This is a genomic window from Pseudomonas syringae group sp. J254-4, from assembly GCF_032586855.1.
Classification (GTDB): Bacteria; Pseudomonadota; Gammaproteobacteria; order Pseudomonadales; family Pseudomonadaceae; genus Aquipseudomonas; species Aquipseudomonas amygdali.
Window position 1 is genome coordinate 297,754 of the sequence record NZ_JAWHOO010000003.1, and the last position, 15,159, is coordinate 312,912.

Here is a 15,159-nt window from a genome sequence, read left to right on the forward strand (position 1 = left end):
CAGTCACTCATCGAAACCGGACCTGCCCTGGCAGGCCCGGAAGTTACATCAGAGTTTCGGTAACTGACCGATGCGCGCCATCATTTCGGTAACGATCTGCAGGTCCAGCAAAAACTGTCCGGTCGTCTTGAACTCGTTGTCCGTGTGGCCGGTATATTTGACTTCGGGCCTCGCCAGACCGAACTGCACGCCATTGGGCAGTTCATGTACCGACGTCGCGCCAGCCGAGGTGCCGAACGCATGTTCCATACCCAGATTTTCGCTGGCAACCGCAAGCAGCGCCCTGACCCATTCGCCCTCTGGATTGCGGTACATCGGCTTGGCAATGGAATAGTCGAACGCAGGCTTGATGCCGGTTTTCACGCTCCACGCTGCAAGTTTTTCGGAGATTTCGGATTTGAGCTCTTCCGGAGACCTGCCCTTGGGCACGCGCAAGTTGACCGCAAGTTTGAATGCTGTTTCATCCATCGCGACATAGGTAAGAGAAGCGGTCAGCGGCCCCATGAACTCGTCGGAGAAACCAACGCCCAACTTGTTGCCCAGATAATCAAGGCCCCAGTTGTCGGCTGCATAGCGAGCAGCGTCAGTAATCTGGTTATGTTTGAGCGCGACCTTGCCTTGAAGGCTGTTGATGAAGTCAAGCATCCTCGCAACCGGGTTGACTCCAGACTGGGGCGCCGATGAGTGCGCGGAAACCCCCGTCACTGTCAGCTTGACGTCATTGCCGTCGACGCTGGCATCGACCGCGAAATTGCCGCCATTGTTTTTCACGTAATCCGCACCGGCCTGTTGCAGGCTGGCAGCCAGTTGCGCAGGCTTGTCGGTTAACAGAGTAGCGACCGATTTCGATGGAATCTGGTTGGTGGCCGCACCTCCGGTCATCGACACGATTTCAGCACCCTCGCCGTCGGCGTTGCGCCGGGCAAAACTGGCCATGACCGTCCCATAACCTTTTTCCGCGATGACAACCGGGTAGCTGCCATCCAGCGCCAGGTTGTAACCAGGCGTGGGGTTGCGTTCAAAATAGTAGGGGATGGCGTCACCCGTGGTTTCTTCAGTTGTATCGATCAGCAACTTGAAGTTTCTGGCCAGCGGCAGCTTTTCTTCCTTGATGACTTTCATGGCATAGAGCGCCACGACGATGCCATTCTTATCGTCTTCGGTGCCACGCCCATAAAGGCGATCACCAATCAATGTAACCTTGAACGGATCGAGCCGCGTGCCGTCCGGCAACACCCAGTTTTCCGGCGTGACCGGTACAACATCGGCATGCACGTGAATGCCCACGACTTCATCGCCCGCCCCGTCGAGCGAAACTTCATAAACGCGGTTATCGACGTTGCGAAATTTCAGATCGAAGCGTTCGGCAAGGCCTTTGATCGCGTTGGCGATCTTGATGAACTCCGGGTTTTCATGCTGGGCAACGCCGTCAACACGGGCGGTTGGAATGGCGACCAGCTCACGCAATGTGTCGGTTGCCGCATTGCCATACTTCAACCGGGTATACAGACCGAGCAGGCGATTAATGTCGTTCTGTTGCGCGTCGGAAAGTGTTTTGTTGTCGAGAAAGGCGTTGATGGCCGGGCCAAAATCAGCAGCTTTGACAACATCAGTGCTGGACAGACTTTTCAGAAACTGCCTGAAATCCGTGACCGATTTCTCATTGAAAGTCTTGAGAATGATCATGCTCTGTTGTGCAGTGACGTTGGCATTCGCCACGCTGGTGAAGGACGAAAGGCTGGCCATTACCAACGCGGTTGCGGCCAGTTGCTTGAGTGACAGGTTCATTGTTCAGGGCATTCCTTGGCAGGTACAGCACGCAAAAATTCTGACCACTTGATCAGTAAGATTTCAAACTTACACCATGAGCAATGATGCGAGAATCCCCGCTTTGAAATGAGGCAATGCCTTAAAGGGCTCGAATGATCAATGTGCCTTGAAACACACGTGATCAGTACGACCTGACGGAGTTGCAATCCCCCATCCGATTACCTATATTCCGGCGTGGCGCCATCTACGCCACCTACCGCGGAAAGGGCTGCGCCCAGGATTCTGATTCGATATTCCGTCACTACGACTCCCGACCTTCAAGCGGACAAGGTTTTTTGCAAGGAGATCGTATGCCCGGCAATAATAAGCCCTCGTCCCATCACGGCCGTATCAACCTCGAACAGCAGCGCAAGCGTGCCAAAGAGCTTCTGCTGCGAATGAAAGACGGCACTGCAGCTGATCAGCTCATCCTGCTCGACAAGACGACGCCGACCTTATCGGATGCCCAATGGCTGATCGCGAGGCAATTGGGCTTCAGCAGCTGGCCCAGGCTAAAGGCGCATGTCGATGCAGTCGACTTCGCAGCACGGAATCCGGACTTCGAAGCAAGCGACGAAGCGCGAACCGTGCATTGGCGATGCGGCGCCGACATTGCCCACACTCTCAAACTCGCGGGCTTCAAAGGCTCTTTCAAGATGCTGACAGACCCTTTGTGCATGGGTCCGGTTCAGGCTGTGCCTGAAAAGGCATATCAGGCAGCGCGCAGCCACTACATCAGCCAGGCATTCGGGCTGAGCCTTACCGATGTCGCACGCCGGTTTGATGATGAATACACCGATCTGCAGCAGATGAGCAGTGCCGATCACAGCGTGCTGTGGTGCGAGGCAGATGCCTACGACCAGCTCTTCCTGATCAGGACGCTGGCAGCCCTTGAGCAATTGCCTGCCAGGCTTGAAATTATCCAGGTGAGCCAGATTCCCGGCGTCCAGCGCTTCATCGGCATTGGCCAACTGGCGCCCGACCTGCTTGCCTGGCTGTGGCCGCAGCGCAAGGCGGTCACTGAAGAAATGCTGCATCTGGCCCGCCAGGCATGGGCGGCTTACTGCAACGCCTCGCCGGTTGCCCTTGCCGAACTGGCCCACACCCCGCAACCATCATTGCCCTGCCTTGCCCCGGCCCTGTTACGTCAGCTACAGGAATTACCAGGCGTCGATGACGGCCTGTCACTCACCGAGCGCCTGTCGTTGCAGTGCATCAGCGAAGCCGGGGCAATGACCTTCGGCCAAGTGTTTGCTGAGCTGACGGACAAGCGCGAGCCTTTACCGTTTCTGGGCGACATGATGTTTCACGCGATGATGCGTCCCTTGATTGATTCTCCGACTGCGCTAATGATCGAATCAGACAGCCGACTTGAATGGCCTCGCCGCTCGCTAAAGCTAACGCCGTTGGGACAGCAAGTATTGGCCGCAAAGGCCTATTGGCCAGACTACTGCCATCAAGCGCGCTGGGTTGGCGGCGTCTGCATTCAGCCCGGGCAGCCTCACTGGATGATAGATAAGCACTTGCGCCCCCTATGGCGCGCCTGACTCTCAGGAACGCACTGACGGCCATTTGTAACATTGGTGATGCTGATCGGGCGTGAAAATATTCAGGGGGTGCCTGCACCCGAACCGGACACAGGCACAGCGCATCAGATCACGCCACAGGCCGCACGATCACCGCCACCGCCCAAGGGTGCAGGGTGGTCAGAATGGTTATCGCCGCCCGCATGAACCATCAGCGCATGGCCTTTGATTTCCGAGATTTTCTTCAGCCGTGGCGCCAGTACCGGATAGTTGGCGATGCCGTCGGCGTTAACGTACAACGCAGGCAGATCGCCTAGATGGCCATCAGCGTAAGGCCCCAGATGCTTGCCGGTTTTGGCCGGGTCAAAGTGACCGCCTGCGGCCAGCGCAGCGACCTTCTTGCCGTCCTTCGTACCAGCTTCGCAGCTGCCGTTTTCATGTACGTGAAAACCGTGAATACCCGCAGGCAGGTCTTTCAGATTCGGGGTAAACAGCAAGCCATACTGTGTTTCGCTCACCGTCACGTTGCCAACAGGCTTGGGCGCGCCGTCAGCGCTGACCAGATTGATGGGAACGTCCAGCGATGCAGCCTGGACACTGAGGGAGAAAACGCCAAGCAGGCCTAGCCAAAGATGAGGTTTCATGATTTCAATGCGTCCCTGATCTGGTAATCGGATTGAACGTCGCGGCGGGCAGCGTGAAGCTGCATGCCACGCAACGTCCTTGATGTCACAGAGGGTGTGACCACAGACCAGCGCACTTGATGCAAAAAAATGACCGGGGAAAGTTATGCAAAACGTCTCGACTGGCCTGCCATCACGAACGTTGGCAGACCAGCGATTTTGACTTGCGCTCAGCTATCGGCGCAGGGGCATCACTCAGATATCCAGGCAGATCTTGCCGAAGTGCTGATTGGTTTCCTGATAACGGAACGCCTCGACAATGTCGGTCATCGGGAAGGAGCGATCCATGACCGGACGCATGCCATTGGCATCAATGGCGCGGATCATGTCCTGCTGCTGGGTGCGGCTGCCCACCAATACACCCTGCATGCGCAGTTGCTTGACCAGTGCCGGGACGAATTCCAGCTGACCGGCGACACCGCTCAGAATGCCGATGACCGAGATATGCCCAGCGACCCGTGCGGCTGTCATGGAGTGCTGCAATGTCGAAGGGCCGCCCACGTCGATGATGTGATCAACACCACGGCCGCCAGTCAGCTTGCGGGCGGTCTCGCCCCAGTTGCTGTCCTTGCGGTAGTTGATCAGATGGTCAGCGCCCATGGCTTGCAGACGCTCCAGCTTTTCATCACTCGACGACGTCGCGATAACGGTCGCACCGACCATCTTGGCGAACTGCAGCGCAAAGATCGATACGCCGCCAGTGCCTTGCACCAGAACGGTATCACCGGCTTTCAACGCGTCATCGACCATCAGCGCGCGCCACGCGGTCAGGCCTGCGGTGGTCAGCGTGGACGCTTCGGCATGGGTATAACCCAGTGGTGCGTGGGTAAATGAGGTGGCACGGGCAGTCACCTGCTCGCGGGCATAACCGTCGACGCCGTCGCCCGGCACAGTGACGAAACCTTCAACCAGTGGCTCGCCGCTGATCCACTCAGGGAAGAACGTGCTGACGACCGAGTCGCCGACAGCGAACTCGCTGACGCCCTCGCCTACTGCGGTTACTACGCCTGCGCCATCGGCCATTGGAATGCGTTTTTCAGTCGGTGCCCACATGCCGGTGACAACTGCGAAGTCGTGATAGTTGAGCGAATTTGCGTGCAGACGCACAGTGATCTCACCGGCTTTCGGTGCCAGCACTTCGCTTTCGCCAACGCTGACCTGATCGTAGCCGCCGCCAGCCTGCACGTAGATGGTTGTATTGCTCATGGTCAATCTCCTATCAATTCAACATTACGCAAAATGACGAAATGTGTAAGTAACGCTAAAGGGTCATAGTTCTTTCTTGAGCCTATCGGCGAACCGGTCGATGGCTTGCTCGTCGCGGCGAAAATAAGTCCATTTTCCGATCCTTGTCGCCTGAACCAGACCGGCGCGTTGCAAGATCGCCAAGTGCGCAGACGCGGTGGAAGCCGACAGACTGGCCTTGGCCTGAATGTGCGAGACGCACACGCCTATCGCCGGATCACCGTGGTCCTGTGGGGGGAAATGGGCTTGCGGGTTTTTCAGCCACTCCATGATCAACATGCGAGTGTCATTGCCGACCGCTTTGATTTGCTCAAGAATCATGGGACACAACATTACGCTTTTTTACGAAATGTTCAACCCCTGATTTATGCACGCACATTTGACTTCATGCTTTCATTACAGCTTCACATCGGCCTGACAAATGAAGCAATCTGTCGACTCCAACAAAACCGACTGCACGGCTGAGAGCACTCAGACTCATGATGAACCTTAAATACAGCGCATTCACCGCCCTGCTGCTGGGCATGACAGGCATGGCTCAGGCTCAGGAATCCACCTCGCATCTGGACAAGGTTCTGCAAACCGGCCAGTTGGCAGTCTGCACCACTGGCGATTACAAGCCCTATACCCTGCTGCGCGAAGACGGTGAATATGAAGGCATCGATATCACCATGGCACGCTCGCTGGCAAAGAGCCTGGGAGTTAACGTGCAGTGGGTGCCTACCACCTGGAAGAACCTGATGCCGGACATGGTCGCCGGCAAATGCGACATCGGCATGGGCGGCATCTCGGTCAGCCTGGAACGGCAGAAAAAAGCCTTCTTCAGCAATACGCTGGATGTCGATGGCAAGATTCCTCTGGTGCGCTGTGAAGACAAGGCCCTGTACCAGACGGTCGAGCAGATCAATCAACCCTCGGTGCGCTTGATAGAACCGGCTGGCGGCACCAATGAAGCCTTCGCGCGCGCTCATCTGCCGAAGGCGTCCTTGGCATTTCACGACAACAAGACCATCTTCCAGGAACTGCTGGACAAGAAGGCTGACGTGATGATCACGGATGCCTCCGAAGCGCTTTACCAGCAGAAACGTATGCCAGGCTTGTGTGCAGTCAACCCGACCGCGTACATGCAATACGGCGAAAAGGCCTACCTGTTGCCCCGCGATGATGTGACCTGGAAAAGCTACGTTGACCAATGGCTGCACCTGAGCAAGGCCACTGGCGAGTATCAGCAGGCGCTCGGGGAATGGCTGGCAGTGCCCTCGGAGTAAGTCTCAGGAGGATTCGACGGGAATCGTATTCAACTTCCTGCGCTGCGATAGTTGCAAGGCGTGTCCGGGTGAAATAGCGTGTTGCAACAACTCTATACAGGAAGGCAGTCAACGAGCATGAAGCCCGGCAAACCTATCACACGCGCATTCTGTGTCGAGTTGCAGCAAGAGCTGTCAATCGCTGCTGCCCGACGCGAATACTTCTCTCAGGAGCCGCCACGCAAACGCTTCGAGTTTCTCTGCTCGAATGAGGCTTGCAGGGCAATGGGGGCAAAGGTGACCGGGGTTCGCTATGACGTGAAACCACAGGACAACCCGACCTTCGTTGCTGCGCACTTCCGTGCCAACCCGCACTACGATCACCATCCGGGGTGTGAATGGGTGGACGAGAGCGCCGAAGAAAAGCCGGACGTTCATGTCGAAGAAACAGATGCTCAGACGCGTCTGCGCCAGGCCAAGCGCAAGCTGGATGACTACATCGACATATTCGACCCGACGCTCAAAGCACCCGCCAAAGAGAAGTCCGGGGAAGAAAAAGCCGGTGCAGGCAATCTGCAGCCCGTCGTCAGCCAGCCTTTGACCGAACCGGCGTCACCCAAGGCCGCCCGCTACAGCGAAACCCGCACCAACAACCTGGAGCGCCTGGTAGACAGCTATCGACAGGCCAAGGCCGAGTTGTCACTGGACGATTTCAAGCTGTTGAAACTGAGAATTCCCGGTCAGGGCGAAGTGTCGCTACGCGGGTATTTTCGCCATATCAAATACGCGCAAACGGGTGACAACGGCCGTGTGCTATTTGGTGGCGGGTTGATTGAGCAACGTTACGGACTGGGCTTCAAGTTCAGGTTTTTTGACCGTATCGACGGCAAACTGGTGACGCTTTACGTATCACCCGCGCAAATGCAGGCCTACCGTTCAAGCCGCTATATCAGTGAGTTATTAAGCCACGCGGATGATGTGAAGTTCTTCACGGTATATGCACTGGGAACGGTCACGCAAAGTCCATCGGGCAAGAGTTATGGCCTGGAAGTCGATGACTTGCGGCATCTGGCGATTGTGCTGGGCCCAGCGAAAGAGTTGGTCGAGGAAGGGAAAGCCGCTGCACCTTGAACATGCGGCCAGCGATCGTTCCAGCGCATGGCACTGGAACGATACAGGTCAAGCTATCAGACCTTGACGATCCAGCCGGCTGGCGCCTCGATGTCACCGGATTGAACGCCGGTCAATTCCTTGTACAGACGCTGAGTGACCGGACCGACTTCGGTCTGGCTGTAGAACACATGCAGCTTGTCCTTGTAGGAAATCCCGCCAATCGGGGTGATCACCGCAGCCGTACCGCAAGCGCCCGCTTCCTTGAAGGTGTCGAGCTGGTCGATGAATACATCGCCCTCCTCGACCGTCAGGCTCAGACGGGATTTTGCCAGCTCGATCAACGACAGACGGGTGATGCCCGGCAGCACAGACGGTGATTTCGGCGTAAGGAACACATCATCATTGGTGATGGCAAAGAAGTTAGCCGAACCCACTTCCTCGATCCTGGAGTGAGTCTGTGGGTCGAGATAGATGCAATCGGCAAAACTGTGTTTCTTGGCCTCAGAACCGGGCATCAGGCTGGCGGCATAGTTGCCACCAACCTTGGCAGCCCCGGTGCCATTGGGCGCAGCGCGGTCATACCCCGAAATCACGAAATTGTTTGGCTTCAGGCCGCCCTTGAAATAGGCGCCCACCGGGATGCAGAAGATCGAAAAGATGAACTCCGGGGCCGTACGCACGCCGATGTTGTCACCCACACCAATCACGAACGGGCGCAGATACAACGCGCCGCCTGAACCGTATGGCGGGATGAAACGTTCGTTGGCCTTGACCACCTGTTTGCAGGCGTCGATGAATACATCGGTCGGGACGTGGGGCATCAACAGACGGGAGCAACTGCGCTGCATGCGCTGGGCGTTCTGATCGGGACGGAACAGATTGATCGAGCCATCCTTGCAGCGGTAGGCCTTGAGGCCTTCGAAGCACTGCTGACCATAATGCAGCGCGGTCGACCCTTCGCTGATATGCAGCGTGTTGTCCTCGGTCAGTGAGCCCTGATCCCAGGCACCGTCGCGCCAATGAGAAAGGTAGCGCTTGTCAGTCTTGATGTAATCAAAACCCAGAGTGTCCCAGTTGATGCTTTCTTGACTCATAACGCCCTCTATCATTTTAGCGACTGCCTGGTCGAGTCAGGCCAATGCCTTATTCTGCCAGATCATTCGGGCCATGAGGCTCGAAATAAATGCAAACCGACATGGCATTTCTGACCCAGGCCCAAACATGGGCGCTCTGTATGCTCAGTGAGTTGACCAACGACGATGATGCTTACCGATAGCTCAGCAGCAAACGCTTGCAGCGTCGCCAGGTCGTTCCATTGAAATATTTCCAGGGGATGGTACGCAAAAGACTCCAGGCGTATCGCTTATCCGCGACCGCGGCGTATTTCAATGCCTTGTTGACAACTTGAGTGCGGCCACTCTGATATTCGGGATGCTCACGGTAGGGCTCGATACTTTTGAGATCAGCCTCAAGCAGCACCTTGTACTTGCGTGAAAGGTTGTTGGGGTGACGTCGATAGCGTGTCACGATTTCGGGAATCACATGCATTTCATAGCCCAGGCGGGCAATTCTCAGCGTGGCCTGGAAATCCTGAACCTTTATCTCCGGGTCGTAGCCGTTCGCGTCGCGCATGGCCTGCATCCGATACAGCGCCACCGGTGCCCCGACAACGACCGCACCGCGCAACACGTCGTCGAATGTCAGCCGTTCGACATAGTCGCGCGATTGGCATTTGATCGTGTTGCCGTCGCAGTCCATGTAGCTGATCAGTGCGCCTACGCAGCCTGCCTCGGGATGCTTGTCCAGATAATCGGCACGAATGCGCACCGATGAAGGAAGCATGATGTCATCGAGGTCGGGTGTGGAAAGATAGACGCCCTTTGCGTAGCGCAGACCATGATTGAGCGCAGCGCTGACGCCCTGATTGGCTTGGCGATAGAGCTGGAACGGGTAACGCGCCTGCAATGACTCAAGCATCGCGATGCTGTTGTCGGTCGAACCATCGTCAACGATGATGACTTCAAAATTACCGTAGTCCTGAGCAAAGATGCTCTGAAGGGCAGCTTCAAGGAAGCGCTCGGCGTTATAGCAAGGGGCGACGATCGAAACCAGGGGTTGAGGCGTGAGGCTCTGACTTTCTGAGGGCATCATGGGGTAATAGCCATAATCATTATCGGCCCTGACGGGCTCGGAAACCGGATATCTATAACAGGTCGCTTGAAAACGGCACATCATGCGGCAAGCGATCCTGATTTTCTACAGCAGGTCACAAACGCCGTGTAAACAGGCGTATCCAGCCGCCAGGAATCTGCTGCCGTTTGCTGTCATTCATCAAGTGTAGATCGCATCCGAAAAAAAACCCCGTTCTTCGCAGAACGGGGTTTCGGTTTGTGCATCAGGTGAAAATCAGAAGGCGTAGGTCACCAACAATTCTTTTGTCACCTGAAAGTCCACCGACATCATCACGCTCAAGGCAGTGATGGTGAAGATAGAAAACACGAACAGCTTGCGAGCCCAGACAGTATCGTCAACGGCTTTGTAACCCTTCCAGGCCATATACAACCAGTACATGCCCATGCCTGCTGCAACAGCCAGGTAGTTGAGGCCCGCATAACCACCTACGGTCAACATCAGGGTCGCCACGAGGAACGCCAGGATGTAGAGCATGATGTGGCGCTTGGTGACCAGAATGCCGCGCTTGACCGGCAGTACCGGAATTTTCGCCGCACGATAGTCATTGAAACGGAAGATGGCGATCGCATACGAATGCGGCATCTGCCACAGGCTGAACATCACCAGTAGCGTCAGGGCCGCAAAGTCGAAGCTGTTGGTCACTGCGCAGTAGCCGATCACTGGAGGCATGGCCCCCGAGAGACTGCCCACCAGCGTGCCGTGAACCGATCTGCGTTTCAGGTACAGGCTGTAAAGGCCGACATAGATCACAAACCCGATGACCGCAAACAAGGCAGCCAACGGGTTGGCCTCGGTGTACAGCAGGGCAACGCCCGCAACGCCGAGTATGGTTGCGTAGAGCAGCGCCAGTTTCAATGAAACCAGGCCCTGCACCAGGACCCGGTTACGGGTCCTTTCCATACGCTGATCGATATCGCGATCGATGCAGTTATTGAACACGCAACCAGACGCAACGACCAGGGAAGTACCGATTACAGCAGCGAGGAACACGCCGAAGTCGATATTTCCCTTGGAAGCCAGAAAAAAGCCACCTGCCACCGAAAGCACGTTACCGAAAATGATCCCCGGCTTGGTGATTTGGATAAAGTGCTTCAGTGACATCTGGTATTCCTCAATGCGCCATCATTTCGCGGTGGACGCTGAAAATGATCCACAGCGACAGGCCAACCAGCAGGACGATAACCATCGTGGTAAAGGCGAAGGCCATCACGTTGTTGCGCTGCACGCTCGTGAAATCCAGGTGCAGGAAGTAATGCAGGTGCACCAGGATCTGGATGATCGCGAAGACCAGAACGATTGCAATCGTCATGTCCTTCGGCAGCGACGGCGACATCACCAGGGCAAACGGAATGGCGGTCAGGATGACCGACAGTACGAAACCGATGATGTACGACTTCACCGAGCCGTGACTATTGTCTTCAGCGGAGTGATGCGAATTTGACATTACAAAGCTCCCATCAGATAGACAACGGTGAACACGCCGATCCAGACAACGTCCAGGAAGTGCCAGAACAGGCTGAGGCAGCTCAGGCGCGTCTTGTTGGTGTTGGTCAGGCCCTTTTTCTGGACCTGGAACATCATGATCGCCATCCAGATCAGACCGCTGGTCACGTGCGCGCCGTGCAGGCCTACCAGCGCGAAGAACGCTGACAGGAAGCCGCTGCGGCTCGGACCGTAGCCTTCGTGGATCAGGTGATGGAATTCATAGATTTCCATACCGATAAACGCAGCACCACACAGGAAGGTCAGGGCCAGCCAGCCAAGAACCTGGCTTTTCTTGCCCTTGTACAACGCCAGCATGGCGAAGCCGTAGGTGATACTACTGACCAGCAGGAACGCGGTTTCCACAGCCACGAATGGCAGCAGGAAGATGTCCTGGCCCGACGGGCCACCCGCGACACTGTTGACCATCACGGCGTAGACCGCGAAGAACGAGGCGAACAACACGCAGTCAGTCATCAGGTACAGCCAGAAGCCGTAGACCGTCATGCCACCGCTGTCGTGGTGATCGTCATGCCCATGATCATGGTCGTGACCGTGATCGTGGGCTCCGGAGTTGATTGCAATATTTGACATTGTTTAAACCTGTTCCAGCGAGGACTTGACAGGAGTGTATGCACCGTTGGCCGCCAGGACCTTGTGATGCTCACCTTCAATACGCGCTACATCTTCAGCCGGCACCATATAGCCCTGGTCGTCACGGACAGCGTGAGCAACGAAGACTGCAATGGTCGCCACCAGGCTTGCGCCTACCAGCCACCAGATGTGCCAGATGAATGCGAAGCCGAAGACCGTCAGCAACATACCCATGTACAGGCCGGTCGCCGTGTTGTTAGGCATGTGAATCGCCGAGTAGCGAGCAGGGACCTTATAAGCGGTACCGGCACGTTTGGCGTCGGTGAACGCGTCGATGTCGTCAGCTTTTGGCAGTTCGGCAAAGTTGTAGAACGGTGGTGGCGAAGAAGTGGACCATTCCAGGGTATGGCCATTCCATGGGTCACCGGTCAGATCGCGGTTGTTGTCGCGGTCACGGATACTCACGAACAGCTGGATCAGCTGCGAAGCGATACCCATGGCGATCAGCACAGCACCAAACAGCGCGACGTCCAGGTAGATGTTCCACTCTGGCATATCGGTAGCGTTCAAACGACGGGTCATGCCCAGGAAGCCCAGCGCGTAAAGCGGCATGAACGCGACGAAGAAGCCGACGATCCAGAACCAGAACGCTGCCTTGCCCCACTTCTCGTTCAGGGTGAAGCCGAACGCTTTAGGGAACCAGAACGCGAAGCCGGCGATGTAACCGAATACCGCACCGCCGATGATGACGTTGTGGAAGTGAGCGATTACGAACAGGCTGTTGTGCAGTACGAAGTCAGCACCTGGAATCGCCAACAGAACGCCGGTCATACCGCCGATCGAGAAGGTGACCATGAAGCCCAGGGTCCAGAGTACTGGCGCGGTAAAGCGCAGACGCCCTTGATACATGGTGAACAGCCAGTTGAATAGCTTCACACCCGTCGGGATCGCGATAAGCATCGTCGCCAGGCCGAAGAAGGCGTTGACGTTGGCACCCGCACCCATCGTGAAGAAGTGGTGCAGCCAGACCATGAAGCCCAGGATACAGATCGCACCGGAGGCGAAGATCATCGACTTGTGGCCGAACAGACGCTTGCCGGAGAACGTGGAGATGACTTCCGAGAACACGCCGAAAGCCGGCAGGATCAGGATGTACACCTCAGGGTGACCCCACGCCCAGAACAGGTTCACGTACATCATGGGGTTGCCGCCCATTTCGTTCGTGAAAATGTGGAAGTCCAGGTAGCGGTCAAGGGTCAGGAACGCCAGGGTAGCGGTCAGGATCGGGAACGAAGCCACGATCAGGATGTTTGCCCAGGTGCAGGTCCAGGTGAAGATCGGCATGTCCATCAGTTTCATGCCAGGGGTACGCATCTTCAGAACGGTCACGAGGAAGTTGACCCCCGTCAGCGTCGTACCTAACCCGGATAACTGTAGCGCCCAGATGTAGTAGTCAACCCCTACGCCAGGACTGTATTGCAACCCGGAAAGAGGTGGATACGCTACCCAGCCGGTCTTGGCGAATTCACCGACACCCAGGGAGATGTTGATCAGCAGCATACCTGCGACCAGCAGCCAGAAGCTCAGGGAGTTCAGGAACGGGAACGCCACGTCGCGAGCGCCGATCTGCAGAGGCAGAACGATGTTCATCAGACCCGTGAAGAACGGCATCGCCATGAAGATGATCATGATCACACCGTGAGCGGTGAAGATCTGGTCATAGTGTTCAGGCGGAAGGAACCCTTCGGAACCGTTCTGGGCCATCGCCAGTTGGGTACGCATCATGATGGCGTCGGCAAAACCGCGCAGCAGCATGACCATGGCAACGACGATGTACATCACGCCGATTTTCTTGTGGTCGACAGAGGTCAGCCATTCAGACCACAAGTACGTCCACTTGCGGAAATAGGTGATCAACCCGACAACCGCAATGCCGCCGAGCGCGATCATGGCAAGTGTCACCATGACTATGGGCTCGTGGAACGGCACCGCTTCCAGACTTAATTTGCCAAACATCGTTTACTCCTCTGCCCCAGCAGCTGAATTTTTGCCTTTTTCCGCACCAGCGTCACCGGCCACTTCCTTCTCACCAGCAACAACCTTCTTGCCTGGATTCATACCTTCATACTTGTCGATGACGATCTGGAACAGGTTCGGGGTGACCGAGGAAAAGAGTTCGACAGGGTTGCGTTCGCTCGGCTTGATCAACTCGGCGTATTCGGCCGTGCCAAGCTTTTTAGGTGAGCTCTTGACTTCGCTGACCCAGCTGTCGAAATCGGCCTGGCTGGTGGCGATAGCCTTGAACTTCATACCGGTAAAGCCTGCGCCACTGTAGTTGGCCGAGATACCGTTGAATTCGTGATTTTCGTTGGCAATCAGGTGCAGCTTGGTGTGCATGCCCGCCATCGCGTAGATCTGACCACCCAGACCCGGGATGAAGAACGAGTTCATCACGCTGTCCGAGGTCACCTGGAAGTTGATCGGAGTCTTGGCAGGGAACACGATCTTGTTGACCGTGGCGATGCCGTAGTCCGGATAGACGAATACCCACTTCCAGTCGACCGAGATCGCCTGGATGGTGACCGGCTTGACGTCCGAATCAAGCGGACGGTAAGGGTCCAGCGAGTGAGTCGAAACGTAAGTGATGTACCCCAGAAAGACCAGCAGCAGCATGGGTACGCCCCAGACTGCGATTTCGATCTTGGTGGAGTGAGACCAGTCCGGCGTGTACTTGGCGGCCTTGTTCGACGCGCGATACTTCCAGGCGAAGATCAGGGTCATCAGGATGACCGGGATCACGACAATCAGCATCAGCAACGTTGCGATTACGATCAGGTTCCGCTGCTCGATACCCACCTGCCCTTTTGGATCGAGCAGAGGTACGCCATCGCATCCACTGAGCAAAAGCATACAGAAAAGGGCCAAGAAGCCAAAAAACCTGGGGTACCTTTTTTTACTCATTTCACGACCTCTAAAAGCAGCTTGCGCGGTGCAGTTGGGTTTCGACCGCCAACACTTCGCCCTGCCAGTGCCGGCTAATTTTTTTGAATTGAACAAGGGCCGCCAGTACGCACAGCGGCGTATCGACAAGTCCGGGTTTAGCTATGGATTCTTGTTTTTTGAGTTGCTGGAACTGCCCAAAACTTCGGGCAGACGCTTTCGACGCGGCCATTATACGCCCTCAGAGGCAAGCGTTGCGCTGCCTGTTCAGAGTGCACAGGGGACGCTCCAAGCCTCAAAATGCTGATCGTTCGGCCAAGCTGAACG

At 56.2% G+C, this 15,159-nt stretch carries 15 protein-coding genes; 3 read left to right on the forward strand and 12 right to left on the reverse strand.

The window, feature by feature from the left end:
• Positions 1–48: 48 nt before the first annotated feature.
• On the reverse strand, positions 49–1,788 hold the full coding sequence (locus RYB09_RS06435) for a dipeptidase (protein ID WP_316887664.1): 1,740 nt from the start codon (positions 1,786–1,788) through the stop codon (positions 49–51).
• 332 nt (positions 1,789–2,120) lie between these two features.
• Here RYB09_RS06435 and RYB09_RS06440 point away from each other — a divergent pair, with 332 nt between their 5' ends.
• Entirely contained in the window at positions 2,121–3,356 is a 1,236-nt protein-coding gene (locus tag RYB09_RS06440; RefSeq protein WP_316887665.1) for a DUF1835 domain-containing protein, read from the forward strand.
• Between the two features lie 104 nt (positions 3,357–3,460).
• Here RYB09_RS06440 and sodC read toward each other — a convergent pair whose 3' ends face one another.
• From sodC to RYB09_RS06455, 3 genes are all read right to left on the reverse strand, one after another.
• Positions 3,461–3,979 carry a superoxide dismutase [Cu-Zn] SodC gene (gene sodC, locus RYB09_RS06445; RefSeq protein ID WP_316887666.1) on the reverse strand — a complete coding sequence of 173 codons (519 nt, stop codon included), beginning with the start codon at positions 3,977–3,979 and terminating at the stop codon, positions 3,461–3,463.
• A 234-nt stretch (positions 3,980–4,213) separates the two neighbouring features.
• Entirely contained in the window at positions 4,214–5,224 is a 1,011-nt protein-coding gene (locus RYB09_RS06450) for a zinc-dependent alcohol dehydrogenase family protein (protein ID WP_058401709.1), read from the reverse strand.
• A gap of 63 nt (positions 5,225–5,287) precedes the next feature.
• The gene (locus RYB09_RS06455) at positions 5,288–5,596 is read right to left on the reverse strand and encodes an ArsR/SmtB family transcription factor (protein ID WP_074594616.1); all 309 of its coding nucleotides are present in this window, start codon (positions 5,594–5,596) and stop codon (positions 5,288–5,290) included.
• A 146-nt stretch (positions 5,597–5,742) separates the two neighbouring features.
• Here RYB09_RS06455 and RYB09_RS06460 point away from each other — a divergent pair, with 146 nt between their 5' ends.
• Together RYB09_RS06460 and RYB09_RS06465 are read left to right on the forward strand one after the other, a co-directional pair.
• Complete coding sequence (locus RYB09_RS06460) at positions 5,743–6,531, forward strand: transporter substrate-binding domain-containing protein (RefSeq protein ID WP_058408974.1); 789 nt, start codon at positions 5,743–5,745, stop codon at positions 6,529–6,531.
• Between the two features lie 117 nt (positions 6,532–6,648).
• Positions 6,649–7,641: an ATPase gene (locus RYB09_RS06465; RefSeq protein ID WP_122259263.1), complete on the forward strand. Its 993-nt coding sequence runs from the start codon at positions 6,649–6,651 to the stop codon at positions 7,639–7,641.
• Between the two features lie 56 nt (positions 7,642–7,697).
• On the opposite strand, the gene RYB09_RS06470 is transcribed toward RYB09_RS06465, so the two are convergent.
• The 8 genes from RYB09_RS06470 to RYB09_RS06505 all read right to left on the reverse strand — a co-directional run bounded on the left by RYB09_RS06470 (position 7,698) and on the right by RYB09_RS06505 (position 15,064).
• Positions 7,698–8,717: a branched-chain amino acid aminotransferase gene (locus RYB09_RS06470; protein WP_122259264.1), complete on the reverse strand. Its 1,020-nt coding sequence runs from the start codon at positions 8,715–8,717 to the stop codon at positions 7,698–7,700.
• A 172-nt stretch (positions 8,718–8,889) separates the two neighbouring features.
• Complete coding sequence (locus RYB09_RS06475) at positions 8,890–9,774, reverse strand: glycosyltransferase family 2 protein (protein WP_230017695.1); 885 nt, start codon at positions 9,772–9,774, stop codon at positions 8,890–8,892.
• 255 nt (positions 9,775–10,029) lie between these two features.
• Positions 10,030–10,917: a heme o synthase gene (gene cyoE, locus RYB09_RS06480; protein ID WP_002552346.1), complete on the reverse strand. Its 888-nt coding sequence runs from the start codon at positions 10,915–10,917 to the stop codon at positions 10,030–10,032.
• A gap of 10 nt (positions 10,918–10,927) precedes the next feature.
• On the reverse strand, positions 10,928–11,260 hold the full coding sequence (cyoD, locus tag RYB09_RS06485) for a cytochrome o ubiquinol oxidase subunit IV (protein ID WP_024643949.1): 333 nt from the start codon (positions 11,258–11,260) through the stop codon (positions 10,928–10,930).
• Positions 11,260–11,892 carry a cytochrome o ubiquinol oxidase subunit III gene (locus RYB09_RS06490; protein WP_002552344.1) on the reverse strand — a complete coding sequence of 211 codons (633 nt, stop codon included), beginning with the start codon at positions 11,890–11,892 and terminating at the stop codon, positions 11,260–11,262. The genes cyoD and RYB09_RS06490 overlap by 1 nt, the downstream gene beginning before the upstream one ends.
• 3 nt (positions 11,893–11,895) lie before the next feature.
• A complete protein-coding gene (gene cyoB / locus RYB09_RS06495; RefSeq protein ID WP_004656083.1) occupies positions 11,896–13,908 on the reverse strand; it encodes a cytochrome o ubiquinol oxidase subunit I in 2,013 nt (670 codons plus the stop codon).
• Between the two features lie 3 nt (positions 13,909–13,911).
• Positions 13,912–14,853, reverse strand: a complete 942-nt coding sequence (cyoA, locus tag RYB09_RS06500; protein WP_003433560.1) for a ubiquinol oxidase subunit II — start codon at positions 14,851–14,853, stop codon at positions 13,912–13,914.
• 10 nt (positions 14,854–14,863) lie between these two features.
• On the reverse strand, positions 14,864–15,064 hold the full coding sequence (locus RYB09_RS06505) for a hypothetical protein (protein WP_003314077.1): 201 nt from the start codon (positions 15,062–15,064) through the stop codon (positions 14,864–14,866).
• Positions 15,065–15,159: the final 95 nt, after the last annotated feature.

Coding starts and splice junctions, on each gene's coding strand:
- RYB09_RS06505 (WP_003314077.1), bottom strand. CDS start 15,064: ATGGCCGCGTCGAAAGCGTCTGCCCGAAGTTTTGGGCAGTTCCAGCAA.
- RYB09_RS06460 (WP_058408974.1), top strand. CDS start 5,743: ATGATGAACCTTAAATACAGCGCATTCACCGCCCTGCTGCTGGGCATG.
- cyoA (WP_003433560.1), bottom strand. CDS start 14,853: ATGAGTAAAAAAAGGTACCCCAGGTTTTTTGGCTTCTTGGCCCTTTTC.
- cyoD (WP_024643949.1), bottom strand. CDS start 11,260: ATGTCAAATTCGCATCACTCCGCTGAAGACAATAGTCACGGCTCGGTG.
- cyoB (WP_004656083.1), bottom strand. CDS start 13,908: ATGTTTGGCAAATTAAGTCTGGAAGCGGTGCCGTTCCACGAGCCCATA.
- sodC (WP_316887666.1), bottom strand. CDS start 3,979: ATGAAACCTCATCTTTGGCTAGGCCTGCTTGGCGTTTTCTCCCTCAGT.
- RYB09_RS06475 (WP_230017695.1), bottom strand. CDS start 9,774: ATGATGCCCTCAGAAAGTCAGAGCCTCACGCCTCAACCCCTGGTTTCG.
- RYB09_RS06465 (WP_122259263.1), top strand. CDS start 6,649: ATGAAGCCCGGCAAACCTATCACACGCGCATTCTGTGTCGAGTTGCAG.
- RYB09_RS06490 (WP_002552344.1), bottom strand. CDS start 11,892: ATGTCAAATATTGCAATCAACTCCGGAGCCCACGATCACGGTCACGAC.
- RYB09_RS06440 (WP_316887665.1), top strand. CDS start 2,121: ATGCCCGGCAATAATAAGCCCTCGTCCCATCACGGCCGTATCAACCTC.
- RYB09_RS06450 (WP_058401709.1), bottom strand. CDS start 5,224: ATGAGCAATACAACCATCTACGTGCAGGCTGGCGGCGGCTACGATCAG.
- RYB09_RS06455 (WP_074594616.1), bottom strand. CDS start 5,596: ATGTTGTGTCCCATGATTCTTGAGCAAATCAAAGCGGTCGGCAATGAC.
- RYB09_RS06435 (WP_316887664.1), bottom strand. CDS start 1,788: ATGAACCTGTCACTCAAGCAACTGGCCGCAACCGCGTTGGTAATGGCC.
- RYB09_RS06470 (WP_122259264.1), bottom strand. CDS start 8,717: ATGAGTCAAGAAAGCATCAACTGGGACACTCTGGGTTTTGATTACATC.
- cyoE (WP_002552346.1), bottom strand. CDS start 10,917: ATGTCACTGAAGCACTTTATCCAAATCACCAAGCCGGGGATCATTTTC.